This window comes from Nocardia sp. CY41, assembly GCF_009829325.1.
Taxonomy (GTDB): domain Bacteria; phylum Actinomycetota; class Actinomycetes; order Mycobacteriales; family Mycobacteriaceae; genus Nocardia.
The window spans coordinates 160,500-185,631 of sequence record NZ_VUOS01000001.1 but is presented as its reverse complement, the minus strand read 5'-3'; the positions used below and the strand labels follow the sequence as shown (position 1 = coordinate 185,631).

25 protein-coding genes and 3 pseudogenes are annotated in these 25,132 nt (G+C 67.1%); 24 read left to right on the top strand and 4 right to left on the bottom strand.

Features of this window, described 5'->3' with window-relative positions:
• The first annotated feature begins 27 nt into the window (after nucleotides 1-27).
• From GVY64_RS00865 to GVY64_RS00795, 16 genes and pseudogenes are all read left to right on the top strand, one after another.
• A complete protein-coding gene (locus GVY64_RS00865; protein WP_159837725.1) occupies nucleotides 28-1,239 on the top strand; it encodes a thiolase family protein in 1,212 nt (403 codons plus the stop codon).
• Nucleotides 1,236-1,976, top strand: coding sequence for an enoyl-CoA hydratase/isomerase family protein (locus tag GVY64_RS00860; protein ID WP_236566553.1), 741 nt, complete (start codon nucleotides 1,236-1,238; stop codon nucleotides 1,974-1,976). Before GVY64_RS00865 ends, GVY64_RS00860 begins: the two co-directional genes overlap by 4 nt.
• Nucleotides 1,973-2,830 carry a 3-hydroxyacyl-CoA dehydrogenase family protein gene (locus tag GVY64_RS00855; protein ID WP_159837721.1) on the top strand — a complete coding sequence of 286 codons (858 nt, stop codon included), beginning with the start codon at nucleotides 1,973-1,975 and terminating at the stop codon, nucleotides 2,828-2,830. Before GVY64_RS00860 ends, GVY64_RS00855 begins: the two co-directional genes overlap by 4 nt.
• Nucleotides 2,831-2,869: 39 nt before the next feature.
• A complete protein-coding gene (locus tag GVY64_RS00850) occupies nucleotides 2,870-3,670 on the top strand; it encodes an enoyl-CoA hydratase/isomerase family protein (protein WP_159837719.1) in 801 nt (266 codons plus the stop codon).
• A gap of 80 nt (nucleotides 3,671-3,750) precedes the next feature.
• Complete coding sequence (gene paaA, locus GVY64_RS00845; RefSeq protein ID WP_159837717.1) at nucleotides 3,751-4,722, top strand: 1,2-phenylacetyl-CoA epoxidase subunit PaaA; 972 nt, start codon at nucleotides 3,751-3,753, stop codon at nucleotides 4,720-4,722.
• A 56-nt stretch (nucleotides 4,723-4,778) separates the two neighbouring features.
• Entirely contained in the window at nucleotides 4,779-5,063 is a 285-nt protein-coding gene (paaB, locus tag GVY64_RS00840; protein ID WP_201297860.1) for a 1,2-phenylacetyl-CoA epoxidase subunit PaaB, read from the top strand.
• A 25-nt stretch (nucleotides 5,064-5,088) separates the two neighbouring features.
• Entirely contained in the window at nucleotides 5,089-6,006 is a 918-nt protein-coding gene (gene paaC / locus GVY64_RS00835) for a 1,2-phenylacetyl-CoA epoxidase subunit PaaC (protein WP_159837713.1), read from the top strand.
• 5 nt (nucleotides 6,007-6,011) lie between these two features.
• On the top strand, nucleotides 6,012-6,533 hold the full coding sequence (gene paaD, locus GVY64_RS00830) for a 1,2-phenylacetyl-CoA epoxidase subunit PaaD (RefSeq protein WP_159837711.1): 522 nt from the start codon (nucleotides 6,012-6,014) through the stop codon (nucleotides 6,531-6,533).
• A 1-nt stretch (nucleotide 6,534) separates the two neighbouring features.
• Complete coding sequence (gene paaE, locus GVY64_RS00825; RefSeq protein WP_159837709.1) at nucleotides 6,535-7,644, top strand: 1,2-phenylacetyl-CoA epoxidase subunit PaaE; 1,110 nt, start codon at nucleotides 6,535-6,537, stop codon at nucleotides 7,642-7,644.
• Nucleotides 7,645-7,673: 29 nt separating this feature from the next.
• Nucleotides 7,674-8,924: pseudogene (locus GVY64_RS00820) on the top strand (AMP-binding protein); the annotation flags it as partial.
• A 22-nt stretch (nucleotides 8,925-8,946) separates the two neighbouring features.
• Nucleotides 8,947-9,500: pseudogene (locus GVY64_RS37600) on the top strand (AMP-binding enzyme); the annotation flags it as partial.
• A 25-nt stretch (nucleotides 9,501-9,525) separates the two neighbouring features.
• Nucleotides 9,526-9,732: pseudogene (locus GVY64_RS38600) on the top strand (helix-turn-helix domain-containing protein); the annotation flags it as partial.
• 482 nt (nucleotides 9,733-10,214) lie between these two features.
• Nucleotides 10,215-10,373: a helix-turn-helix domain-containing protein gene (locus GVY64_RS39005; RefSeq protein ID WP_442939503.1), complete on the top strand. Its 159-nt coding sequence runs from the start codon at nucleotides 10,215-10,217 to the stop codon at nucleotides 10,371-10,373.
• 717 nt (nucleotides 10,374-11,090) lie between these two features.
• Nucleotides 11,091-11,657, top strand: coding sequence for a peptide deformylase (def, locus tag GVY64_RS00805; protein WP_159837705.1), 567 nt, complete (start codon nucleotides 11,091-11,093; stop codon nucleotides 11,655-11,657).
• Nucleotides 11,657-12,580 (top strand): methionyl-tRNA formyltransferase, encoded by a 924-nt coding sequence (gene fmt, locus GVY64_RS00800; protein ID WP_159837703.1) that lies wholly within the window; start codon nucleotides 11,657-11,659, stop codon nucleotides 12,578-12,580. The genes def and fmt overlap by 1 nt, the downstream gene beginning before the upstream one ends.
• A complete protein-coding gene (locus GVY64_RS00795) occupies nucleotides 12,577-14,247 on the top strand; it encodes an RsmB/NOP family class I SAM-dependent RNA methyltransferase (protein ID WP_159837701.1) in 1,671 nt (556 codons plus the stop codon). Before fmt ends, GVY64_RS00795 begins: the two co-directional genes overlap by 4 nt.
• Before the next feature lie 304 nt (nucleotides 14,248-14,551).
• On the opposite strand, the gene GVY64_RS00790 is transcribed toward GVY64_RS00795, so the two are convergent.
• Nucleotides 14,552-15,415 carry an RNA polymerase sigma factor SigF gene (locus tag GVY64_RS00790; RefSeq protein ID WP_159837700.1) on the bottom strand — a complete coding sequence of 288 codons (864 nt, stop codon included), beginning with the start codon at nucleotides 15,413-15,415 and terminating at the stop codon, nucleotides 14,552-14,554.
• The gene (locus tag GVY64_RS00785; RefSeq protein ID WP_159837698.1) at nucleotides 15,415-15,837 is read right to left on the bottom strand and encodes an ATP-binding protein; all 423 of its coding nucleotides are present in this window, start codon (nucleotides 15,835-15,837) and stop codon (nucleotides 15,415-15,417) included. Before GVY64_RS00785 ends, GVY64_RS00790 begins: the two co-directional genes overlap by 1 nt.
• Before the next feature lie 96 nt (nucleotides 15,838-15,933).
• Between GVY64_RS00785 and rpe the strand changes: the two genes are divergently transcribed.
• Complete coding sequence (rpe, locus tag GVY64_RS00780) at nucleotides 15,934-16,590, top strand: ribulose-phosphate 3-epimerase (protein WP_159838228.1); 657 nt, start codon at nucleotides 15,934-15,936, stop codon at nucleotides 16,588-16,590.
• A 6-nt stretch (nucleotides 16,591-16,596) separates the two neighbouring features.
• Here the strand turns inward: rpe and GVY64_RS00775 are convergent, their stop codons facing one another.
• Nucleotides 16,597-17,067 (bottom strand): hypothetical protein, encoded by a 471-nt coding sequence (locus GVY64_RS00775; RefSeq protein WP_159837696.1) that lies wholly within the window; start codon nucleotides 17,065-17,067, stop codon nucleotides 16,597-16,599.
• A 531-nt stretch (nucleotides 17,068-17,598) separates the two neighbouring features.
• On the opposite strand from GVY64_RS00775, the gene GVY64_RS00770 reads away from it, so the two are divergent.
• The 5 genes from GVY64_RS00770 (at nucleotide 17,599) to GVY64_RS00750 (ending at nucleotide 21,682) form a co-directional block, all read left to right on the top strand.
• Nucleotides 17,599-18,222 (top strand): riboflavin synthase, encoded by a 624-nt coding sequence (locus GVY64_RS00770; protein ID WP_159837694.1) that lies wholly within the window; start codon nucleotides 17,599-17,601, stop codon nucleotides 18,220-18,222.
• A gap of 595 nt (nucleotides 18,223-18,817) precedes the next feature.
• The gene (locus GVY64_RS00765; protein ID WP_063017728.1) at nucleotides 18,818-20,062 is read left to right on the top strand and encodes a bifunctional 3,4-dihydroxy-2-butanone-4-phosphate synthase/GTP cyclohydrolase II; all 1,245 of its coding nucleotides are present in this window, start codon (nucleotides 18,818-18,820) and stop codon (nucleotides 20,060-20,062) included.
• Nucleotides 20,063-20,092: 30 nt separating this feature from the next.
• A complete protein-coding gene (ribH, locus tag GVY64_RS00760) occupies nucleotides 20,093-20,572 on the top strand; it encodes a 6,7-dimethyl-8-ribityllumazine synthase (protein ID WP_043693733.1) in 480 nt (159 codons plus the stop codon).
• A 2-nt stretch (nucleotides 20,573-20,574) separates the two neighbouring features.
• Nucleotides 20,575-21,075, top strand: a complete 501-nt coding sequence (locus GVY64_RS00755) for a PH domain-containing protein (RefSeq protein WP_159837692.1) — start codon at nucleotides 20,575-20,577, stop codon at nucleotides 21,073-21,075.
• A gap of 67 nt (nucleotides 21,076-21,142) precedes the next feature.
• The gene (locus GVY64_RS00750) at nucleotides 21,143-21,682 is read left to right on the top strand and encodes a GNAT family N-acetyltransferase (RefSeq protein ID WP_159837690.1); all 540 of its coding nucleotides are present in this window, start codon (nucleotides 21,143-21,145) and stop codon (nucleotides 21,680-21,682) included.
• Between the two features lie 87 nt (nucleotides 21,683-21,769).
• Here GVY64_RS00750 and GVY64_RS00745 read toward each other — a convergent pair whose 3' ends face one another.
• Nucleotides 21,770-23,722, bottom strand: coding sequence for a gamma-glutamyltransferase family protein (locus tag GVY64_RS00745; RefSeq protein WP_159837688.1), 1,953 nt, complete (start codon nucleotides 23,720-23,722; stop codon nucleotides 21,770-21,772).
• Nucleotides 23,723-23,873: 151 nt separating this feature from the next.
• On the opposite strand from GVY64_RS00745, the gene GVY64_RS00740 reads away from it, so the two are divergent.
• Nucleotides 23,874-24,563 carry an HAD family hydrolase gene (locus GVY64_RS00740; RefSeq protein ID WP_159837686.1) on the top strand — a complete coding sequence of 230 codons (690 nt, stop codon included), beginning with the start codon at nucleotides 23,874-23,876 and terminating at the stop codon, nucleotides 24,561-24,563.
• A gap of 141 nt (nucleotides 24,564-24,704) precedes the next feature.
• Nucleotides 24,705-25,130 (top strand): hypothetical protein, encoded by a 426-nt coding sequence (locus GVY64_RS00735; protein ID WP_159837684.1) that lies wholly within the window; start codon nucleotides 24,705-24,707, stop codon nucleotides 25,128-25,130.
• Nucleotides 25,131-25,132: the final 2 nt, after the last annotated feature.

Below are 25,132 nucleotides of genomic sequence, written 5' to 3'. Positions count from 1 at the left end.
TAATGTTGCCGAGGCCGAAGGAGGATCGTGAACGGCAACGACGTGTACCTGGTGGAGGGGGTCCGCACACCGCAGGGGCGTTATGGGGGTGCGCTGGCAGACGTGCGCGCGGACGACCTGGCCGCACTCGTAGTCGCTGAGGTCGGCCGCCGCAGTGGAGTCCCGGGCGGGGTCATCGACGAGGTGATTCTCGGCGCGGCGAATCAGGCGGGTGAGGACAACCGCAATGTGGCGCGCATGGCGGTTCTGTTGGCTGGGCTACCGGAATCAGTCCCCGGATACACGGTGAACCGGTTGTGTGCCAGCGGTTTGACAGCTGTTGCGTCCGCTGCCCAGGCAATCCGCTCCGGAATGGCGGATCTCGTGATCGCGGGCGGATCCGAGTCCATGACCCGCGCGCCGTGGGTAATGGCCAAACCTGGAACGCCGTGGGCGCGCCCTGGTGAGGTCGCGGATACATCGCTCGGCTGGCGATTCACCAATCCGCGATTCGCGAGCGAACGGTTGCTCGACTCGGCATCCGGACCGGTGACTCTGTCGATGGGCGAAACCGCGGAGGAAATCGCAGCGCTCGACGGGATCAGCCGCAGGGAGTCCGATGAGTTCGCGCTCCGCAGTCACCACCGCGCGATCGACGCCCAAGAGTCGGGAAGATTCGACAAGGAGATCGTGCCGGTCCCCGCGGATCGCAAGGAAGTCGCGGTGGACGAGGGCCCCCGACGGGACACGACCCTCGAGAAGCTGTCCGAACTGCGACCGGTGTTCCGTGCCGGGGGCATCGTTACTGCAGGATCTTCGTCACCGTTGTCTGACGGTGCGGCCGCATTGCTACTGGCGAGTGGTTCGGCTGTCCGGCGTTATGGGTTGTCGGCGCGGGCCCGCGTGGTCACAGCGGCCAGCGCTGGTGTGGCACCGCATGTGATGGGTTTGGGGCCGGTGCCGGCAACCGAGAAAGCGTTGGCTCGGGCGGGTTGGAGAGTCGGTGATCTCGACGCCGTCGAGGTGAACGAGGCTTTCGCCGTCCAGAGCCTGGCGGTTGTGCGCCGCCTGGGGCTCGATGAAGAAAAAGTGAACGTCGACGGTGGCGCGATCGCACTGGGGCATCCCCTGGGATGTTCCGGGGCGCGCATCGTAGTGACCCTACTCGGACGGATGGAGCGTGAAGGGGCCGGCCGTGCCTTGGCGAGCTTGTGTGTCGGTGTGGGACAGGGTGTTTCGTTGTTGATTGAGGCGGTCTGATGAACTTCGACACGCTGCGGGTGCAGGAGGATGACACCCGCGTCCTGGTCCAGCTGCACCGCCCGCAAAGCCGCAACGCGATCAATGCCGCCATGATCGAGGAGTTGCATTCGGTCTGTGCCGAACTGGAGAGATACCCGAGGTTCCTGGTCATCAGCGGCGCGGGCGCCGACTTCGCCGCGGGCGCCGACATCTTCGAACTCCGCGGACGTGGCAGGGAAGAGGCGCTCGCCGGGATCAATCGATCGCTTTTCGATCGGATCGCGCGGCTGAGCCTCCCGACCATCGCCGCGGTGGAGGGCAACGCGCTGGGCGGGGGTGCGGAACTGACTTATGCCTGCGATCTGCGAGTTGCGGGAGCGAGCGCTCGGTTCGGGAATCCCGAGCCTGGCTTGGGAATCATCGCTGCGGCCGGAGCCAGCTATCGATTGGCGGATCTGGTCGGCAAGTCGGTCGCTAAGCAGGTGCTACTCGGTGGTCGAATCCTGGATGCCGACGCCGCTTATCGGCACGGCCTGGTTGCCGAAGTTGTCGCCGAGGGAGCGGCATTGTCAGCGGCCGTCGCGCTGGTGGATCGGATGGCGAAACTGTCGCAGCTCGCGCTGCGGTTGTCGAAGTGTGCCGTTGATGCTGAGGGGCCACACCCTGCACTCGATGATCTCGCCCAGGCGGTGCTTTTCGAAGGTGAAGACAAACGAGATCGCATGACGCGATTCCTGGAGAAGAGGAAAGTATGAGTGCGGTGCCATCCATCGTCGGTGTGGTCGGCGGCGGGAGAATGGGCGCGGGAATCGCTCAGATCTTCGCAGTTGCGGGGGCCGAGGTGACGATCGTCGAGGCCGATGGCGTTGCCGCAGATGCTGCTCGAGAGCGAGTTCGACGTGGCGTGGAACAAGGTGCGGCCAAGGGCAAGCTCGGTGCGGAGCCGTCGGACGTGCTGCGACGTATCACAACTGTCACCTCGGTCGAGGATCTGGCGCCGGAAACCGGCCTGGTGGTGGAGGCTGTCCCTGAGATCGCCGAAGCGAAACTGTCCGTGCTGACTGCAGTGGAGAAGATCATCGGCCCGGACGCCGTCATCGCGAGCAATACGAGCTCGCTGTCGATCGCCGATCTCGGAACCGTGCTCGAACACCCGAAACGGTTTCTCGGGCTTCATTTCTTCAATCCGGTCCCCGCGTCCGCCCTGGTGGAGGTGGTCCGCGCCGCTGATACCTCGAGCGTTGTGGTCAGCTCCGCAGTGGATTGGGTGGCTGCGTTGGGCAAGACCGAGATCGTAGTCAAGGACTCGCCTGGGTTCGCCACGAGTCGGCTCGGTGTACTGCTCGGGCTGGAAGCCATACGCATGCTCGAAGAGGACGTGGCCGATGCCGAATCGATCGATCGAGCCATGGAATTGGGATATCGGCATCCGATGGGACCGCTGAAATCGACAGATCTGGTCGGTCTCGACGTGCGGTTGGCGATTGCCGATTACCTCCATCGGACCGTGGGGGAACGCTTCCGTGCTCCGATGCTGCTACGTGACAAGGTGGCTCGCGGAGAACTCGGCAAGAAATCAGGGCAAGGCTTCTACACCTGGCCCAGCTAACGGTTAGCTCGGCCGATAATCAGCAGAAGGGACCATCTCGTGGACGAGAACCCGACAGCCGCCGTAACCTACTCGGTAGCCGATGCCGTGGCGGCGATCGTGCTCAACCGGCCGGACGCATCCAATGCGCTGAACCGTGCCATGAAGGCGCAATTATTGGAAGCGTTGAAGAAAGTCGGTTCGGACAAACAAGTTCGAGCCGTCGTCATCACCGCAGCTGGGAAGAACTTCTGCGTCGGCCAGGACTTGGCGGAACACGTCGAAGGGTTGCGCGCCGATCCCGACCACGCCATGGACACTGTGGACGAGCACTACAACCCGATCCTCAGCGCCATGGCGAGCATCGAGGTTCCCGTTGTGGCCGGAATCTCGGGCGCATGTGTCGGAGCCGGTTTGGGGTTGGCCTTGGGTGCCGACATCCGGATTGCCGGCGAGAAATGCAAATTCGGAACCGCCTTCACGGGTATCGGACTGGCGGCCGACTCCGGTCTCAGCGCGACGTTGACCAACCTGGTCGGTGCCAGCAGGGCGACAGGGTTGTTTCTGCTGGGCGGCACATTCGATTCGCTGTCGGCACATGCGTGGGGACTTGTTCACCGTGTGGTAGCCGACGGTGAGGTTTCTGAAGCGGCCCGGGAACTGGGGCATCAGCTGGCCAATGGTCCCACTGCGGCCTTCCGGGCAGTGAAGCAGCTGATTCGTATGAACGCCGCCGCGCCGCTGCCCGAGGTGCTCGAGCGGGAAGCATCCGCGCAACGACTGCTGGGCGCCTCCACAGATCACGCCGCAGCGGTCGAAGCATTTCTCGACAAGAAGCAACCCACGTTCGTCGGTCGCTGAATTCCTGATCGCTTGCATCCGGACCCGAGATAAGACACACTTGAATAACCGATCGTTCGGTCGGTAATTAGGAGGTTGACATGACCGGGCTTCCCGTTGGGGCGCCCCCTGAGGCATCGGAACTCGAACAGGACTTCAACGAGATCGTCGCGACGGGTCGGCGTATCGAGCCTCGTGACTGGATGCCCGAGGGGTACCGCAAGACGCTGGTGCGTCAGATCGCGCAGCACGCGCATTCGGAAATCATCGGCATGCAGCCGGAAGGGAACTGGCTCACTCGCGCCCCTTCGCTGCGCCGCAAAGCCATCCTGACGGCGAAGGTGCAGGACGAGGCCGGGCACGGCTTGTATCTGTACTCGGCGGCCGAGACATTGGGGGTTTCGAGGTCCGACCTCGTGTCCCGACTGATCTCGGGACAGCAGAAGTATTCGTCGATCTTCAATTATCCGGCGCTGACCTTCGCCGACGTAGGGGTGATCGGCTGGCTGGTCGACGGTGCCGCGATCTGCAACCAGGTCCCGTTGTGCCGCAGCTCGTTCGGCCCATACGCGCGGGCCATGATTCGGGTCTGCAAGGAAGAGTCGTTCCATCAGCGTCAGGGTTACGAGCTACTGATGACGATGATGCAGGGCACCGACGCTCAGCGCGCCATGGTCCAGGAGGCCGTCGACCGCTGGTGGTGGCCGGCGTTGATGATGTTCGGCCCCCCGGATGACAAATCGCCCAACACCGAACAGTCCATGGCATGGGGCATCAAACGTCACACCAACGACGAGCTGCGCCAGCGATTCGTCGATATGAGTGTGCCTCAGGCGCGCGAACTCGGCGTCGAGTTGCCCGACCCGCAGTTGCGCTGGAATGCCGAGCGCAACGCCCATGATTTCGGCGAACCCGATTGGGACGAGTTCATGGCGGTGATCGCGGGCGAGGGCCCCTGTAACGCCGAGCGAATCGCGCAGCGGCGCAGCGCGCATGAAGAAGGCGCGTGGGTCCGCGAGGCTGCGAGGGCCTTCGCCCACAAGATGCGAGAGGCTGAGGAAGGACACCAGTGAGCACTTCGCACGACGGTTCCGCGGCGGCATCACCTGCAGAACCGCATGTTTCGGCGATCGACGCCGGTTGGCCGCTGTATGAGGTTTTCGTTCGCGGCAAGCGCGGACTGAACCATGTACATGTCGGTTCACTACACGCGGCGGACGACGAGATGGCACTCCGCCACGCGCGCGACGTCTACACCCGTCGCAACGAGGGCGTGAGCATCTGGGTGGTGCGGTCGACATCCATCGTCGCTTCCAGCCCCGAAGAGAAGGATCCGTACTTCGCACCGTCCGGCGACAAGGTTTATCGCCACCCGACGTTCTACGAGATCCCCGACAGCGTTCCACACATGTGATAGGGCGCAAGGGAGAACGCCAACCATGACTGACCACGATTCCGCCTACGCCGACCTCGTCGACCACGATGAGAACGATCAGTGGGCCTTCGGTACCAGCTTCGATGATCCGCTCGCGGGTGTGGACACCACCCTGGCCGAAGGGATCGACGGCGCCGATCTCGCCGTTTACTGCCTCATGCTGGGGGACGACGCGCTGATCAGCGCGCAGCGCCTAGCGCAATGGAACACCAAAGCGCCGGAAATGGAAGAAGAAGTTGCGCTAGCCAATATCAGTCTCGATTTGCTCGGACAGGCCCGACTGTTGCTGGCACGCGCGGCTGCCGCGGATCCGGCGGTAGTGCCCGCACTCCCCGCCGGGTCGCCGGTGCCGGCTGAAGACGCGTTGGCGTTCTTCCGGGACGAGTCACAGTTCCGGAATGTACGTCTGGTCGAGTTCGACAATGGAGACTTCGCTTACACGATCGTCCGCTTGTTCGCGTTCTCGACTCATCGGCTCGCACTGATGCAGCGGCTTGGCGACAGCGGCGACCCGGTGCTCGCCGCGGTGGCTGCGAAGGGCACCAAAGAATTGACCTACCATCGCGACTATGCCGCGCGCTGGCTAGTCACGCTGGCCAAGGGCACCGATTACTCACGTGCCCGGGTCGAAGAAGCCGTGGCGCGGGTTTGGCCCTACGTCGGTGAGCTTTTCACGACCCATCCGGTCGAGACTCGCCTCGCCGATGCAAACGCCGCCGTGCCCGCGCAGACCTTGTGCGCGGAGTTCGACTCGGTGGCCACTGAAGTCTTCCGTGCTGCACGTCTGGATCTGCCGCAGGTCAAGTCGATCGCGGGCGTTGGCGGCCGGGCCGGTCGAGACGGAATTCACAGCGAGTCGATGGGCTACCTACTCGCCGAGATGCAGTCCGTCGCTCGTGCCCATCCGATGGGCATCTGGTGACCGTGATGTCGGCCACTTCTTTCGATAAGGTCTTGGTCCGAGCGCGCGCTGCGGCCGCCGAGGTGACAGATCCGGAGATGCCGATGCTGACCCTGGCCGATCTAGGAGTGCTGCGTGGGATCCACCAGGATGACGAGGGCACGATCGTCGTCGCGATTACTCCGACGTACTCAGGGTGTCCGGCGATGGCCACCATGCGCGCCGATCTGCAGAGCCGTCTGGCCCGTGCCGGATTCGACCGTGTCGAGGTTCGTACGGTGCTGAGCCCGCCCTGGAGTACGGACTGGATCAGCGAACAGGGCAAACGCAAGCTGGCCGAGCACGGCATCAGCCCGCCGCGGCCCGCGCAGCACCGAGCCGGCGGCCCGGTACCACTGACTTTGACCCCCGCGCCCCGCGTTATCTGTTGTCCCCTGTGTGGGTCCACCGATACCGAACGGACCTCGGAATTCGGCGCCACCGCGTGCAAGTCGCTGCATCGCTGCCGGTCGTGCGGCGAGCCGTTCGACCACGTGAAGGAGATCTGACTTGACCCGCACCGAGGCCCCGGAAGGGTCCCCTATTACACGAAAAAACTGGCGTAACAAGTCGTTCCATAGTTTGACCGTCTCCGCCGTCGAACGGTTGTGCGCTGACGCCGCCGCGGTTTCCTTCGCCGTTCCCGACGAGCTGCGTGAGGAGTTCACCTTCCTGCCCGGGCAATCGCTGACGGTTCGCCGGACCATCGAGGGTGTCGAGCACCGGCGTTCGTACTCGATCTGCGCTCCCGCTGGAGCATCACCACGGATCGGTGTGCGGGTTGTCCCCGGCGGACTGCTCTCCGGTTGGCTGGTCAACGATCTGCATCCTGGAGACGAAGTCGACGTCCAGCGCCCCTCGGGGACATTCGCACTCGATGGAGACAAAGGCGGACGGCACGTGCTCGTGGCCGCAGGCTCGGGCATCACGCCGATGTTGTCCATCGCCGCCACGGTGCTCAGCAAGCCCGAATCACATGTGACACTGTTCTACGGCAATCGGCGGGTCGGCTCGGTCATGTTCACAGAGGAGCTCAGCGACCTCAAGGATCGCTACGGTGAGCGGTTGCAGCTGATTCACGTATTGTCTCGGGAGCCCCGCAGTTCCGAGCTGTTCAGCGGCCGCCTGGATGCCGATCGCATCCGGCGTCTGCTGAAGGCTTTCGTCCCGGTCGAAGCGGTAGGCGACTTCTGGCTCTGTGGTCCGATCGGCATGGTCACCGACGCACGCGACATTCTGCTAGACGTAGGAGTCCGCGCAGAGCAAATCCACCAGGAATTGTTCTTCGTCGAAGACACCGCACCGCCCCCGGTTCGCCACCTCGAGCACGGTGCGACTGGGCCCACAAGTGAGGTGACCATCGTCCTCGATGGCAACTCGAGCACGTTGGCTCTACCCTGCGACGTGTCGATACTCGATGCTGCTCAGGCCTCGCGCGCTGATCTTCCCTTCGCCTGCAAGGGCGGCGTATGCGGCACGTGCCGTGCCAAAGTCACTGTGGGCGAGGTCGATATGCGTCGCAACTATGCGCTGGAGAAATCCGAGGTCGACAACGGTTTCGTATTGACCTGTCAGTCGTTTCCCGTCAGCGAAGTCGTCACCGTCGATTTCGATGCCTGAGCCGTATCGACCCCACTTCCGGAGCCGTCATGACAGACCTCATTGATTTCCCCGCGGCCGCTTCCGCGCCGCGACCCCTGGATCGGCTCGAGCCCATCGAGACTGCGTCGCGTGACGAAATCTCGGCGTTGCAGCTGAGCCGACTGAAGAGGACCCTGCAGAGCGCGTACGACAATGTGCCGCATTATAGGAAAGTCTTCGACGACACAGGGGTCCATCCGGCCGACCTGAAGGACCTGAGCGACCTGTGGTTGTTTCCCTTCACCACGAAGGCCGACCCTATCCGTTCGGGATGTTTGCTGTACCGCAGTCGGAAATCGACGGGTACATGCGTCATCGGGTACAACCGGCCGACCGACGGTAGTCGGGTACACCGCCGCCGACATCGACACGTGGGCGCAGCTTGTCGCCCGTAGCTTGCGCGCCGCAGGAGTTCGCTCCACGGACAAGGTGCACATCGCCTTCGGATACGGGCTGTTCACCGGCGGTCTGGGCGCCCACTACGGTGCCGAGCGGCTGGGCTGCACGGTGATTCCGATGTCCAGGGGGATGACCGAGCGGCAGATCCAGTTGATTACCGATTTCAAGCCCGACGCCATCATGGTGACGCCGTCGTACATGCTGAGTCTCGTCGACGCCATGGAACGCGCAGGAATCGACCCACGTGCGAGGTCATGACGAACCGGAGTGTTCGGTGCGGAGCCCTGGACTGGGCAAATGCGCACCGAACTCGAAGGCAAAGTGGGTATCGACGCTGTCGACATCTACGGCCTTTCCGAGGTCATCGGTCCCGGCGTCGCGCAGGAATGCGTGGAAACAAGGATGGGCTGCACATTTGGGGAGATCACTTCCTCCCGAGATCATCGATCAGGAGACGGGGGAGGTCCTGCCGGACGGCAGCGAAGGCGAACTCGTCTTCACCTCGCTGACCAAGCAGGCACTGCCGATCGTGCGGTACCGCACTCGGGACCTCACCGCGCTGCTACCGGGAACCGCCCGGTCCATGCGGCGAATGCGCAAGATCACCGGACGCTGTGACGACATGATCATCCTGCGTGGTGTGAACTTGTTCCCGACCCAGATCGAGGAGTTGATTCTCGGAAGAGACGCTCGCACCGCACTATCAGTGCGTACTGGAACGACCCGGCCGTCTCGACCAGTTGACGGTGCGGGTGGAACGCCGGCAGATCCTGCCGGAGCGGCGGAAGGGTGAGGTATCCCGAACTCTGTCGGACTGCATAAAGAACCGAATCGGAGTGAGCGTGAATGTCGATGTCGTCGATGACCGGGAAAAGGCGCTACTCCGCCGGACGCGCGGTCTCCCACAGCGAAGTGATGGTGGTCGACCGCGACGACCGGCCCGTCCCTCGTGGCGAGGTCGGGGAGATCGTCAGCCGCGGCGGCCACGTCATGCTCGGCTACTGGAACCGGCCGCAGGATACCGCCGCCGCAGTCCGTGACGGCTGGATGCACACCGGCGACGCGGGGTATCTGGACGACGAGGGCTATCTCTTCGTGGTCGACCGACTGAAGGACATGATCGTCTCCGTGGGGAGAACGTGTACTCGGTCGAGGTCGAGAAGATACTCTCCACCCACCCCGCGGTCGCCCAGTGCGCGGTCGTCGGACTACCCGATGACCAGTACGGCGAGCGTGTCCATGCCGTCGTCGTCCGCGCCGAGGGCGCCGATATCGACCCGTGCGAGGTGCGTGAGTACGTCGCCGAGCGAATCGTCCACTACAAGGCTCCTCGATCCGTTTCGTTCGTATCGGAGTTCCCGTTGTCCGGCGCAGGAAAGGTGCTCACGCGCCAGCTTCGCGTCGCCCCCGGCGAGGTCATCTCGGCGAGCGGCTGATCGGCGCTTCAGCTAATGGGGTGAAATGGTGGCCATGCCAGACGTCTCGATCCCCGGAGTCATGCCCTCGGACGTCGCGACCGGGCGGCGGCCGCGCAACCGGAAGCAGACCATCGCCAAGGTTGCGCCGGCCCTGTTCGCGGAGCAGGGGTTCTCGGTGGTCCGCATGGATCACATCGCCGCCGCCAGCGGTGCCACCGTCCGTGCGCTCTACCGCCACTTCGACAACAAATTGTCGCTGTTGACCGATCTTGTCGAGTCCAGCCAGGAACTCTTCCTCCCAGCCGTTGAAGGCGCCGCTCGCGAGGAATCCGACCCGGCCAGGCGTTTCGGCGCTGCCGTCCAGCGCCTGGCAATCGCCTCCGAGGACACCGCCCACTTCGCCGTGCTTTGCCAACGTGAGGCGCGGCACCTCGAAACGGCGGACTACTCGCGACTGCGCGAGCGGCTGACGTCGATGGTCCGACGCATCGGGGAGATGATCGGCCACGTTCAGCCCGAGTTGTCCGACCTGCAGCGCGAGCTCCGTGCCTGGGCGACCATAGCCGTCATGGTGACCCCTCGCAATCACACCGGCACCGCCACTGCCATCGAAGCGGCAATGACCTTCATCTCCCCGGCGCCGCCGAGCGCTCTGCGCGTCACGGCGATCGAACTGCGGGGGTCGCCGCCGCCGACGCCGTCAACCGCCGCGAACGCCTGCTCGCCTCAACCGTGCTGGCATTCGAACGCACCGGGTTTGTCGCCGCCGGCATCGAGGAGGTCGGCAGGGCGCCCGGGGTATCGGGCCCTTCTATGTATCGCCATTTCAAATCGAAAAGCGAGCTCCTCGACACGCTGGTCGCTCGTCGGGAGAGCTGGCAACTGGTATGAAGCCGACATCCGACTGACCCCCGACCAAGCTCCGGCCTAACGGCTCCATGCACTGACCGAGGCATTCGTCGCCGCGTCGGTCCGCTCACCCGGTGTCGTGGGCGCCTGGGTCACCGAGCAGTCGCATGTCTCGAGCCCGGTACACCAGTCGGTCAGTACCTCCATCAACGCCTTCCACAACACCTGGAGCACGTCGCGTCAGCAGTTGCGGCCGGATCTCGGCCTAGCCACATGCAACCGCTTGATCGCCCTGTCCGTCGAGGTGGTCGAGGACATCGTCCGCATCCGTCACCTGCACCGAGTCACTCCAAACACGTTCGGCCATAAGGACTCCTCTTCATATCAGGAGCCCAAACTGTCAACAACCTCTGTCAGTGTTAGACCTAGTTGATGGGGTGGTGACGCTGTCACCACTTCGCTGGTGGCACCGTCATCACCACAGCAACCAAAACTGCTCTGACCTGCGGTGTTGACGCCGTCAATCCCGTTACGTTCGGTACTGAAATGCACCGATGCGTTGTGAACCTGCAGGTGAGAAGCAGGTCAGGTGTCATCGATAGGCCGCTGACCAGGGCTTTTCCGGGCGGCCGGGCGGAGGGATCGACACCCCGCCCGGACCGCATAGGATTTCTACCAGCTTCTGGCTGGTGAATCGGGGATTTCCGGTCGTCTCACTAGAATGGGGCGACCGTATTCGTCCGCTTCCGGGAGCCAGCCGTGACCATCCAGCCCGTTCGCCTGTTCGGCGATCCCATCCTGCGTGCCCGCGCCGCGGAGGTCACCGCGTTCGACCGTGAGCTGCGGCAGCTGGTGACCGACCTGACCGAGACCATGCACGACGACGGCGGTGTCGGGATGGCGGCGCCGCAGATCGGGGTGGGGCTGCGCGTGTTCGTCTACGACACCGGCGACGCCGCGGGGCACGTGGTGAACCCGCAGTGGGAGGTTCTCGGCGACGAGGAACAGGTCGGGCCGGAAGGCTGCCTGTCGATTCCCGGGGTGCGCTACGACACCCGGCGGGCCTTGCGCGTGCGGGCCTCCGGGGTGGACGTCGACGGCGCGCCGGTCGCTTTCGAAGCGGAAGGGCTGCTCGCGCGGTGCGTCCAGCATGAGACCGATCATCTCGACGGGGTGCTGTTCATCGATCGCCTCGACCCGGCCCAGCGCAAGGAGGCGATGCGGGTGATCCGTGAATCCGACTGGTTCGCAGCAGGATTGACGGTGCGTCCGGCACGCTCGATGAGCGGCGCGGGCCGGCCGAACCCGTTCGGAGCGGGCCGCTGATGCGCGTCGTCTTCGCGGGGACTCCCGAACCGGCGGTTCCGTCGTTGCGGCGTCTGTTGGAATCGGCGCGGCACGAGGTCGTCGCCGTGGTGACGCGGCCGGACGCGGTGGCCGGGCGCGGCCGGAAGGTGACCAGGTCGCCGGTCGGCCTGCTGGCCGACGAGCACGGCATCCCGGTGCTGACCCCGGGTCGGCCGTCGGAGCCGGAATTCGTCGCGCAACTCACCGAACTGGCGCCGGACTGCTGCCCGGTCGTCGCCTACGGTGCGCTGCTGCCCCAGCCGGTGCTCGACATTCCCCGCTTCGGCTGGATCAACCTGCATTTCTCGCTGTTGCCCGCGTGGCGCGGCGCGGCGCCGGTGCAGGCCGCGATCGATGCGGGTGACGAGATCACCGGCGCCTCCACCTTCCAGATCGAGGCCGGGCTGGACACCGGTCCGGTCTTCGGCATGGTGACCGAGAAGATCGCCGTCACCGACACCGCGGGCAGCCTCTTGGAGCGGTTGGCCGACAGCGGCGCCCGTCTGCTGGAAGCGACGCTGGACGGGGTGGAAGACCGAACCCTGCAGGCGGTACCGCAGTCCACCGACGGTGTCTCCTACGCGCCCAAGGTCGGCGTCGAAGCCGGGCACGTGCGCTGGGATCAACCGGCGCTGGCCATCAGCAGGCGGATTCGCGCGGTCACTCCCGCCCCGGGGGCCTGGACCGAGGTCGGCGGCACCCGGCTGAAGCTGGGGCCGGTCGAGCTGGTCGAGGAGGAACTGCCGGAACGCGTGATCGAGGTGCGCAAGTCCGGCGTGTTCGTCGGCACCGCCACCACCGCCGTGCGGCTCGACCAAGTCCAGCCGCAAGGCAAGCGCAGGATGGCCGCGCTCGACTGGGCACGCGGCGCCCGTCTGCAGCCCGGCGCGGTGGTCGAATGACGCCGCGCGGCGATCGGCCCGGCGACGACAACGCGCGCAACCGGCGGCGCGAAGAGCGAGAGTCCGCGCCGAACCGCTCCGGAGCGGGCCGGGCTCCCGCGCAGGGCGGTGCGCGGCAGCAGAACCACGAGGGGGGAGGCCGGTCCCAGACGGGCGGTCAACGCTCCGGCAGCGGGCGAACCGAGTCGGGCGGCCGGGATCGCGACGAACGGCGCGGCTCCACGGGACGACGTGCGGCGGCGGGCCGGTCCGACCGGCCCACCACCGGGCGTCCGGCTGCCGCGAGATCCGCGGGTCAGGGGGCAAAGGCTGCCGGGCGCGCGCATCGTAGAGAGCCCGCCGATCAGCCGCGGTCGGTCGCCAGGGATGTGCTGCGCGCGGTCCGTGAGCGCGACGCCTACGCCAACCTCGTTCTGCCCGCATTGCTGCGGGAACGGGGATTGTCGGGGCGCGATGCCGCATTGGCCACCGAACTCGCCTACGGCGCGTGCCGGTCGCTGGGCCTGCTGGACGCGGTGATCGCCGAGGGCGCGGGCCGGTCGATCGAGGAGATCGACGGACCGTTGCTCGACGTGCTGCGGCTGGGCGTCTACCAGCTGCTGCGTACCCGGATCGGCGCGCACGCCGCCGTGGACACCTCCGTGGCGCTTGCCCGCGCGGAATTCGGCGCGGGGAAAGGCGGTTTCGTCAACGCCGTGCTGCGGCGCGCGGGGGAGAAGACCCCCGAGCAGTGGGTCGAGGCGCTCGCGCCCGCCGACCCCGTCGGCCGGTTGGCGTTCGAGTACGCGCATCCACCGTGGATCGCGCAAGCATTCGCCGACGCGCTCGGGGCCCGCGCCGCGGAACTGCGCGAGGTGCTCGCCGCCGACGACGCCCGCCCGCTGGTGCACTTGGTAGCTCGCCCAGGCGATATCACCGCGGAGGAACTCGCGCTGGTGACCGGCGGCGAGGAAGGTCGCTGGTCGCCGTACGCGGTCTACCTGGAGGGCGGCGATCCGGGCAAACTCGAGCCGGTGCGCGAGGGCATGGCGGCGGTGCAGGACGAAGGCAGCCAGCTGGTGGCGCTGGCGTTGACCAGGGCCGAGCTCGACGGCCCCGACACCGGGCGCTGGCTGGATCTGTGCGCCGGGCCGGGCGGCAAGGCCGCGCTGCTCGGAGCGCTTGCCGCTATCGACGGCTTCCGGGTCGACGCGGTAGAGCCCGCCGCCCACCGTGCCGAGCTGGTGCGCAAGGCCGTGCACGACCTGCCGGTGGACGTCCATGTCGCCGACGGCCGAGCCAGCGGGCTGGCTCCCGGTTACGACCGCGTCCTGGTGGACGCGCCGTGCACCGGCCTCGGGGCGCTGCGCCGCAGGCCCGAGGCCCGCTGGCGGCGCACTCCGGCCGACGTCCGGGAACTCGTCGTCTTGCAGCGCGAACTGCTCACCGCGGCATGGGATCTGCTGCGTCCCGGCGGCGTGGTGGTGTATTCGACCTGCTCGCCGCACCTATCGGAGACGGTGTCCATCGTCGCCGACGCCGTGCGCCGCCTCGGCGCCGAACAGCTCGACACCCGCGAGCTCTTACCCGGCGTCACCGATGTCGGGGACGGGCCCGGAGCGCAGCTGTGGCCGCACCGGCACGGCACCGACGCCATGTTCCTGGCCGCCCTGCGCAAACCCCGCTGAGCGGCATTCCATTCGTCCAAGCCGGGCGCATCGTCCTGCCGCACCCCTGGGAGGATGACGATGACCTGGCAGGACGTGGTCCGGATGGCGTCCGGGCTGCCGGAGGTGGCGGGGTCCGCCTGGTGGCGCAGCCCGGCGCTGAAGGTCGCAGGCAAGGGGTTCGCCCGGCTGCGCAGCGAGGCCGAAGGCGGTCTCGACTTGGTCGCGCCCGCCCACCTGCGGGAACTGCTCGATGCCGCGTGGTGGCTCACCGCTCCGGCGAAAGCGCGCAAGCTCCGGGCGCACGGCCCCCCGCTGAGCCCGCTCACTCCCGGCTGGACTGTTCCCGCAGCCGCGCAAGGGTTTTCGCGAGGATGCGCGAGACGTGCATCTGCGAGATGCCCATCTGCTGCGCGATCTGGGTCTGGGTCATCGACTCGAAGAACCGCATGGTGAGAATGCGCCGTTCCCGCTCGGGCAGCCCGGCCAGCAGCGGGCGGATCGCGACGTATTCCTCGACCCGATCGAACTGGGATTCCTCCTCGCCGAGGGTGTCCAGCAGCGACGCGTCGGTATCACGGCCGAGCGTGGCGGCGTCGATCGAACTGGGCTGGTAGGCGTTGCCCGCGATGACGGCCTGGGTCACCTCGTCCGGATCCACGTCCAGCTCCGCGGCGATCTCCTTCGCCGTCGGCGAGCGGCCGAGGGTCTGGGAAAGACTGTCGATCGCCGCGCCGATGCGTAGGTGAGTCTCCTTGACCCGGCGCGGCACTCGCATCGCCCAGGTGTTGTCGCGGAAGTACCGGCGAACCTCGCCCATGATTGTCGGCACCGCGAAAGACAGGAAATTCGAGCCGCGTTCCACGTCGAAACGGTCCACCGCGTGCACCAAGCCGACTCGCGCGACCTGGGTCAGGTCGTCGAACGGCTCGCCGCGCCCGCTGAACTTGCGGGCGATGTGATCGGCGAGCGGAATGCAGCGGCTGATCAGCTCCGCGCGCAGGGCGTTGTGCCGCGTTGTGCCGCGTTCACTGGCCGCCAGCTGCTCGAAGAGCAATCCGACGTCGTCGTAACCGGGAACCGTGCCCGCCGCCTCCAGGGTTTCCTCGGCATCGACGGTGTCCTCGGTGGTCAGCGTGTCGGCGTCGTCATCGCGCTGGGAGTCGTACACGGTGTCTTCGTCCGCCACTACGCCTTCCCCCGGACCCGACGGAACTCGACCGTCGTCGGGTATCCGGAAATCGTCGTGTCGAACGAATCCTGTGTCGCCTCCACCGCGTCGGTGAGCGTGCGCAGCACATGCCACCCGAAGCTGCGCTGATCGGGCAGGCCCGGCTTCTCCGCGATGCCCTCGACCCGGACGAGCAACTCGGTGTCACCGACGGTGAACCGGCAGTTCAGGCTCGTTTCCGGGGCGGCGACCGCGATCAGCGTCGAGCAGACCTCGTCGACGGCCAGCCGGATGTCGGCCACCTCGTCCAGCGTGAAATCGCTGAGTAGGACAAGTGTTTCGGCGAGCCCACGCACGATGGGCAGTTGTGTCACCGACGCCGCCACCCGAATCTCCACCGGGGTGCTGTAGAGCCCCTGTTCCGCCGAAATATTGATCACCCTATGCAGGCTACCCACTCCCGCGCTGGGCAACCCTGGGTACCGTTAGACTCCGGCGTTGTGTCCAACCCGACTTACCCGCGTCCGGCCGCTCCGATGATCGCCCCCTCCATTCTGTCCGCCGACTTCGCGCACCTCGCGGACGAGGCCCAGGCCGTCGCAGGCGCCGACTGGCTGCACGTCGATGTGATGGACGCGCACTTCGTGCCGAATCTCACGCTCGGTCTCCCCGTGGTGGAGAGCCTGCTGAAGGCGACCGAGATTCCGCTGGATTGCCACTTGATGATCGAGGACCCGGGCCGCTGGGCGCCGCCGTACGCGGAGGCGGGCGCGCACAATGTGACCTTCCACGCGGAGGCGACCGACGATCCGATCGCGGTGGCCCGTGACATCCGCGCCGCGGGCGCCAAGGCGGGGCTCTCGGTGAAGCCCGGCACGCCGATCGAGCCGTACCTGGAGATCCTGCGCGAATTCGACACGCTGCTGGTGATGAGCGTGGAACCGGGCTTCGGCGGGCAGTCGTTCATCCCGGAGGTGCTGCAGAAAGCGCGCATCGTGCGGAACCTGGTCGATTCCGGGGAGCTGCGGCTGCTGGTCGAGATCGACGGCGGCATCAACGCCGACACCATCGAGGCGGCCGCGGAGGCCGGTGTGGATTGCTTCGTCGCCGGTTCCGCGGTCTACAGCACGGCCGACCCCGGGGCCACCGTGCAGAAGTTGCGCAGCCAGGCGGCCTCGGCGTGGGCACACTGAGCGGCTCTATACGGCTCGGCTGCCGCGCCCGGCGACCGCACGGATCGTCTCGATCACCGCGCTGATCGGCGGGCGGCGGGCCCCGGCCTCGGGTGACCGGATCCATACGCGGTATCCGGTGCGCTCGTCGTCCGGTGACGGCAGCACCACTTGGCTGCCCGTGCAGGCCACCGCCGCATACAGGCGGAACAATTCGGCCGAGACCGCCGGGGCGATCGCCTCGGGCCCGGGGGGCCCGGTGAGGAAGGTCCAATGCCTGGCCCGCGGATGGTCGACGACCGGGCCCGCGATTCCGTCCTGAACGAGTTGGCGCAGCACTTGCTCGCCGAGTTCGGCGGGCATGGTGACGGCGCCGTAGTCGACGCCGATCTGCAGCAGAATGCGATGCGAACCCGGATCCATCGATGCGGGGAGCTGGAATTCGCGCCGATACCGTGAGCAGCGAATTTCCGGCGTCGAATCGAGAAATGTGGTCACACCACGCCCCCAGCTGTGTCCGACCCGATTTGTTCCACTGTTTCTCCGGCTTTCTCGAGGGGTGAACTCGTGCGGCAGGCTTCCCGGTCGACCGCCACATGCCCTGGTGGAGAGGCTCATCGGACTGCTCGGGCGGGAAGGTTGAACGCGAGAAGTCGGCCGCGTAACGATATCGCCTCCCTCCTCATCGGAGCGCGAAATCTGCGTTATAAGCGCGTTTCGTTCGGGTATCGAGTAGAAATCGGCAAACGCCCCGCGGGATAAATAGATTCATGCGGTACGGCAGAGGTCTCGAATGATCATCCGATCCCTCGTTCCCGGGTCGGCGCGGCGTGTGTGGACAACTTTCGTTCCATTTTGGATGGGACCGGCCGGTTCCGGATGGCTCCGCCCGCCCGGCGGTCCGCTTCCGGGACACCGCCGCCGCTGTTTGGCGTGACTGCGCGTCACTAGGCTGAGGGCACGGGAATAGCGGCCGGTCTCCGCGCTGTTGCGCAACCGGAGGACAACGACGACAGGGAGTCAGGGCACATGTTCACAGGCATCGTCGAGGAGCTCGGCGAGATCGTCGCCAGCGAACAGCTGGCCGACGCCGCGCGGTTGACGATCAAGGGCAAGCTGGTGACCTCCGATGCCGGGCACGGCGATTCGATCGCCGTGAACGGGGTGTGCCTGACCGTCGTGGACGTGGTCGGCGGCGACTCCTTCACCGTCGATGTCATGGCGGAGACGCTCAACCGTTCGAGCATCGGCAAGCTCGATGTCGGCTCGAAGGTGAACCTCGAGCGGGCCGCGGCGCTGAACAGCAGACTCGGTGGCCACCTGGTCCAAGGGCATGTGGACGGCACCGGCACCGTGCTCTCACGCACTCCGTCCGAGAACTGGGACGTGGTGCGGATCTCGCTTCCCGAGAACATCGCCCGCTACGTGGTGGAGAAGGGCTCGATCACTGTGGACGGCATCTCGCTCACCGTCTCCGGCCTCGGCGTCTCCGACGAACCCGCCGATGCGGATGGCCGGGACTGGTTCGAGGTCTCGCTCATCCCGACCACCCTCTCACTGACCAACCTCGGCTTCGCCGGCGTCGGCACCACCGTCAACCTGGAAGTCGACGTGATCGCCAAGTACGTCGAACGCCTCCAGCAGCGCGGCTGACCGTGACCGCCCCGCTCGTCCGCGCCGACCCGGACGAGGGTGTGCGGCGACGACGGCGCGCGCGGGGCAGCTGTGCCGCAGTGCTGTCCTCCCAGCCGCCCCGAGGAGTCGCGGTGATCGGCCAAGCGGCAGGCCCGGCGCGGATCGTGTCGGCCGTTCGGATCGGTGCCACTCCGCTGTCCGAGCGAAGCGAGACCCGGCAGAGTGCGCCGGTGCCCGCATCCGCGACTGCGAAGATGTCGCGGTTGTCGGGCGGTAGGCCTGCTGCGCTGTCACTACGCCCGGTTCCGAGACATGATCGCCGTGGATCGCTTCCGTGCCGAGCGTCGAACTACGGCGAAACAGCTGGTCAGCGGATCGCGGCACCGCGTGACCAGCTGACCTCGACTACGTCTTCCGAGCGAAGCGAGACCGAGCATGTGCCGTTCGCGGCCCGGCTCGCGTCCGAGCGGCCGCCGCGTCCGCGACGAAGTCGCCAGCGGCGGTCGCTCGGACGCGAGCCACAAAGGGGCCGCGAACACGCAGCGCCGCAGGCGCTGCAAAACCAACCCAGTACTGTGGTGAGGCACCTATTTCGAGATGGAGCACAGCAGACGTGACCAGGTTCGACAGCATCGAGCGCGCAGTCGCCGATATCGCCGCCGGTAAGGCGGTCGTCGTCGTCGACGACGAGGACCGCGAGAACGAGGGAGACCTCATCTTCGCGGCGGAGAAGGCCACCCCCGAACTGGTCGCCTTCATGATCCGCTACACCTCCGGTTACATCTGTGTGCCGCTCACGGGTGACGATTGCGACCGGCTCGGCCTGCCGCCGATGTATGCGATGAACCAGGACAAGCACGGCACCGCCTACACGGTGTCGGTGGACGCGCGCGAGGGTGTCACGACCGGTATCTCCGGCGCCGACCGCGCCACCACCATGCGCCTGCTGGCCGACGCCGACGCCAAGGCCGACGATTTCACCCGTCCCGGCCATGTGGTTCCGTTGCGCGCGAAGGACGGTGGCGTGCTGCGCAGGCCCGGGCACACCGAGGCGGCCGTGGATCTGGCGCGCATGGCCGGCTTGCGTCCCGCGGGGGTGATCTGCGAGATCGTCAGCCAGAAGGACGAGGGCCACATGGCCCGCACCGAGGAGTTGCGCGTTTTCGCGGACGAGCACGAACTCGCGCTGATCTCGATCGCCGACATGATCGCTTGGCGGCGCAGGCACGAGAAGCACGTGGTGCGCGTCGCCGAGGCGCGCATCCCCACCGCGCACGGCGAGTTCATGGCGGTCGGCTACCAGAGCATCTACGACGAGGTCGAGCACGTGGCACTGGTGCGCGGCGACATCAGCGACGGCGAGGACGTGCTGGTGCGCGTGCACTCCGAGTGCCTGACCGGTGACGTGTTCGGGTCGTTGCGCTGCGACTGCGGCCCGCAGCTGGACGCCGCGCTGGAGATGGTCGCGGCCGAGGGGCGCGGTGTGGTGCTGTACATGCGTGGTCACGAAGGGCGCGGCATCGGCCTGATGCACAAGTTGCAGGCCTATCAGCTGCAGGATTCCGGCCACGACACGGTCGATGCGAACCTGGAACTGGGGCTGCCCGCGGACGCCCGCGATTACGGCACCGGCGCGCAGATCCTGGTGGATCTGGGCCTTCGCTCGATGCGTTTGCTCACCAACAACCCGGCCAAGCGGGTCGGTTTGGACGGCTACGGTCTGCGGATCACCGAGCGGGTGCCGATGCCGTTGCGCGCGAATGCGGAGAACCTGCGCTACCTGCGCACCAAGCGGGACCGGATGGGGCACGACCTGATCGGCCTCGACGAGCTCGACCTCGGCGAGACGGCGCACTGACCTGCGAACACACCGGAAAGGCGGACATCGATGAGCGGTACCGGGGTACCGACCTTCGCGCTGGCCGACGCCAAGGATCTCTCCTTGGGCATCGTCGCCTCGCGCTGGCACACCCAGATCTGCGACACCCTGCTGGCGAACGCCGAGCGGGTGGCCAAGGACGCGGGCGTCCAGCAGATCACGGTGGTGCGCTGTGCCGGCGCGATGGAGCTGCCGGTGGTGGCTCAGGAGCTGGCCAGGTCGCACGACGCGGTGGTGGCGCTCGGTGTGGTGATCCGCGGTGACACGCCGCATTTCGAGTACGTCTGCGACGCGGTGACCGCGGGGCTCACCCGGGTTTCGCTGGACGAGGGCACGCCGGTCGCGAACGGGGTGCTCACCACCAACAACGAGCGGCAAGCCCTGGACCGGGCCGGGCTGCCGGAATCCCACGAGAACAAGGGCGAGCAGGCGGCCGCCGCGGCATTGGACGCCGCGTTGACGCTGCGCGCCTTGCGGCAGTCCGCATAGCGATGCCGGTGGTCCGTATCTTCCGGAGGAACGCGGGGTATCCCGCGGCGGTCGGCGAAGCGTCCGAGTGGGAGTTCGAGGTGAGGCCCCGGCGTGCGGTGCGGACGGCCTGGATCGTGGCGGTGCTGGTCGCCGCCGCGTTCACCGTGGGCGGTATCTGGCTGCGCAGCGGGTCGACCGGCGTCAACTTCCGGGTGGCCGATCAGATCGCGATGATCGGGATCGGTCTGCTCGGCGCCGGGGCGGTGCTGCTGCTGACCAGGCCAAGGGTACGTGCCGGGGCCCGGGGTGTGTCCGTGCGGAACATCCTGGGGGACAATGATTTCCCGTGGGACTATGTCCGAGGTGTGTCGTTCCCGGATCGGAAGTCCTGGGCTCGTCTGGAACTGATCGATGACGACTACGTCCCGATGCTGGCGATCCGCTCGAACGACAAGGAGCACGCGGCGCGGGCGATGGATCGGCTGCGCGAACTCGGTGCGAAGTATTCCGGGAGCAAGTGAACGGGTGAGTTCGCACGCCCATCAACCTGGCTCGCGTGCGTTCGAACCGCCCTCTAGCCTGGCCGGTATGGAGCCCGGTGCCTTCGTCCTCGCGGCAGCTTTCGCCGACGATCCATTGATGACCTACTTCTGGCCGGAATCGGCGCGGCGGCGGAAAGCGTTGCCCGGCTTCTGGGAATCGCGTATCGCGTCGCGCCGGAAGAACGGATGGGTCGATCTCGCGCATGATGCCGCGGGTGATCTCGCCTGTGTGGCGCTGTGGGAGCCGGCGAACGTGGTGTCGCCGACGGCGAAGCCGTTGACCTTGCTACGGGCCTTGGGGCCGGGCGCGGCGCGGGCCTTGTCCGCCGGGCGACGGATGGAGCACGCGCGACCGGCGACGCCGCATCTGTACCTGGCGGCCATCGGGACGCTGCCCGGCGTCCGGGGCCGGGGTCTGGCGACCGCGCTGCTCGAACGGCGGTTGTCGGTGGCCGAACAGGACTGCTTCCTGATCTCGAATACCATCGGCACGGTGCCTTTCTACCGGCGGTTCGGGTTCGAATCGCAAGGTGAGCTTCCGATCGGCCGGGGCCCGGTGGTGTATCCGATGATCCGGAAGAAGTGATCACACGCCGCCCTGGGCATACCGATCCTCGGAATGCCCAGGGCGGACGGTGATCGTTCGCTTGCCGTAACCCGTTGCCGGGTCGATTCAGTGCGTGTCGCCGAGAACCGCGCCTTCGCGACGCGGGTCCGCGCCGCCGATCCAGCCGTCCGCGCCACTGCGTTTGAGCGCGCTGAGGCCGCTGGACTGCGGTGCCACCGAGACCTGGTGGCCCAGCTGGCGCAGCCGGAGCACGAGCGGGTCGTGGTCGCCGTTGTCCGCGGCGTCGATCGCCGGGTGCTCGCCGCCGATTCCCGTGGCCGGACTGTTGCCGGCGCCGAACGCGACCGCGGACACCGCCTGCTGTGGATCGAGGCCCCAGTCGAACATGTTGACCAGCGTTTTCACCACGAACTGGATGATCACCGACCCGCCGGGCGAGCCGGCGACATGGGTGAGCTCGCCGCGCGAGCCGTCGGGCGCCTTGTCGAAGATCAGCGTCGGGCTCATCGAACTGCGCGGGCGTTTGCCCGGCTGCACGCGATTGGCCATCGGCACGCCGTCCGCGCCCAGCGGATCGGCGTTGAAGTCGGTGAGCTGGTTGTTCAACACGAAGCCGTCGACCAGGTGGAAGGAACCGAACGCCGACTCCACGGTGGTGGTCATCGCCGCGGCGTTGCCGTACTTGTCGACCACCGAGATGTGGCTGGTGCCGTGCTCGGGCGGCTGCGGGCCGACGCCCAGCGGCACGGGTCCGAAGTCACCCGGTTGCGCGGTGCCCATACTGCGGTTCGGATCAATCAGTCCGGCGCGCTGCCGCAGGTAATCGCGGTTCAGCAGGGTTTGGGCGGAATTGCCGGGCAGCGGGACGAAATCGGTGTCGGCCACATACTTGTTGCGATCGGCGTAGGCCAGGCGTTCGGCCTCGGAGATCAGGTGCACGGCCTGGGCGTTCGGCTTGCCGCCGTTGCGGTCGATGTTGTCCGGCCGCATGGTGGCCAGGTCGAAGTTCTCCAGGATGCCCAGGGTCGCGGCGACGGCGATGCCGCCCGAGGAGGGGCTGGGCATGCCGCAGATCTCGTGCTCGCGGTAGCCCGTGCACATAGCGGTGCGCTTCTTCGCCTGGTAGCCGGCCAAGTCCTCGGTGGTGATCAGGCCCGGGGTGCGCCCGCCGGAGGCACGGCCCGCCGCCGCGGCGATGTCCCGGGCGATGGCGCCCGTATAGAACGCCTGCGCGCCATCGGTGGCGACCGCGCCGAGCGTCTTCGCCATGGCCGGGTTGGTGAGGACGGTCTCGGCCGTCTTCGGGCTGCCGTCCGGGTTCAGGAAGTACGCCTTGGCGTCCTCGTCCGCGGCGAGGTCCTTGGCCGACTCCGCGATCTGGCTCGCCAGCCGCGGACTGATCGGAAAGCCCTGATCGGCCAGTCCGATAGCAGGGTCGAACAGCTCGCGCCACGCGGTCTTGCCGTGGTCGCGGTGTGCCAGCTCGAGCATCCGCAGCACACCGGGTACGCCGATGGAGCGCCCGCTGGCCCGCGTGTTCGGTTTGGGTTCGGTGCGGTCGGCATCGCTGATCCAGCGCAGGTAGTTCTCGGTGGCGGCCGCGGGAGCCACTTCTCGACCGTCGTAGGCGTCCACGGTCCTGGTGTTCGCGTCGTAGTAGAGCAGGAACGCCCCGCCGCCGATCCCGGACGCCTGCGGTTCGACCAGGCCGAGCACCGTCTGTGCCGCGATCAGTGCGTCCGCCGCGGTGCCGCCGTCGCGGAGGACCTCGCACGCGGCCTTGGTGGACACCGGGTTGGCCGTCGACACCGCGAAAGTGTGCGTGCGCACCGGCGTCATATTCGAGCGATAGCCTGTCGCTATCTCCGGGTTGGTGCTCAGATCCTTGGTGCCGCTGCCCGTCGGTCCCGCCGCGGTGGCCGTCACCGGCGTGCCGTTCGGAACCGTCTCGCACACCCCGCCCGCCTGGCTTTCGCCGGACGAACAAGCGGTGGCCATGCCTACGGTGAGTGCGAACGCCGCCGCTGCGGCGACCCAAGTACCTCGCTTGCGCCCCATGCCTGGACTCTAACCTCCGGCACCGACAGCCGCGCCGGTTTCCTTCCCAGGGGCGAAATCGCCCTGGCCGCAGGGTGTGTCGAGGTCGAGGCGGCGGAAATCGGCCGTCGCGGACCGGCGGGGCGGCGCGAGCGGTCGGTAGGCTGGCCGGGTGGCGATCGAGGCGGTGCTGTTCGACTTCTCCGGGACCTTGTTCCGCCTGGAGGCCGACGAATCCTGGTACGCGGATCTGACCCGTCCGGACGGACGGGCGTTCGACGTGGACCAGAAGGCCGAGATCATGCGGCGCATGACGGCGCCGGTCGACCACGTCACCGACTTCGATGACGCGACGCAGTACGCGTGGGACCACCGCGACCTGGAACCGGCGCTGCACCGCAAGGTGATGATGCACGTGCTGCGCGAGTCGGGCGTGCCCACCGACGAGGACGCCGAGCGACTGTATGCCCGGCTGCTCGACCCGCTGGAGTGGACGCCGTACCCGGACAGCGAGGCCGTGCTCGATCGCTTGGCCGCGCAAGGGATTCCGGTCGCGGTGGTAAGCAATATCCCGTTCGACACCCGTCCGTCGTTCGCCGCGCGCGGCTGGGATCGGCTGATCGGCACGTTCACCCTCTCCTTCGAGGTCGGCGCCATGAAGCCCGATCCGGAGATCTTCCATTCCGCGCTGGGTGACCTGGGCGTGCCCGCCGAGGCGGTGCTGATGATCGGTGACAGCGCCGAGGCCGACGGCGGCGCCGAGGCGCTGGGCAGCCGGTTCGCTCTGGTCGAGGCCCTGCCGACCGCCGAGCGCCCGGACGCGCTGTTGGCCGCGCTACGGCGGCACGGTCTGATGGAGTAACCCGGGCCGATACGCGGACGCCCGCGCGGCGCCCGGTTCATTTGCCGAAGTCGCGGTTGTGGGGCAAGTCACCGTGTTACGGTGCGATTCCGGCGTAATCGCAGGTGCGCCGGTAGGTTCGGTACCAACGGGGGTACGGCTGTGAGCTTGGCGTTCTCCGGTGAGGAGCCGTCGATCGGCGTGGAAACGGCCATGCCGGAGGCGGTTCGGGACGTGCGGGAAGCCGTCGCCGGGATGGCGGGATTCGGACTCGCTTATCCCGTACTGATGAATCTGACCCGCGGCGGCGACGCGGCCGCCACGGCATCCACCCAGTTCTGCGTGGCCTGGGCGCTGGGTCTGCTCGTGCTCGGTTTCGCCGAGGGTGCGCCCGCCGTGCGCAGGCTGACGATCGCGCTCGCGCTCCTGCAGGCGGTAGTCGGGTGCTGGGCGATTCGGGACCTCGCGGCCGTCCCGCCCGTCGTCGGCGTCGTCGCCGCGGGATATTCGCTCGCCACGTCGGCGGCCGTCGTGCACTTGCTGTGCCGCCAGGAAGCCAAGGCGTGGTTCGGCGTTCCCGTGCCCTGACC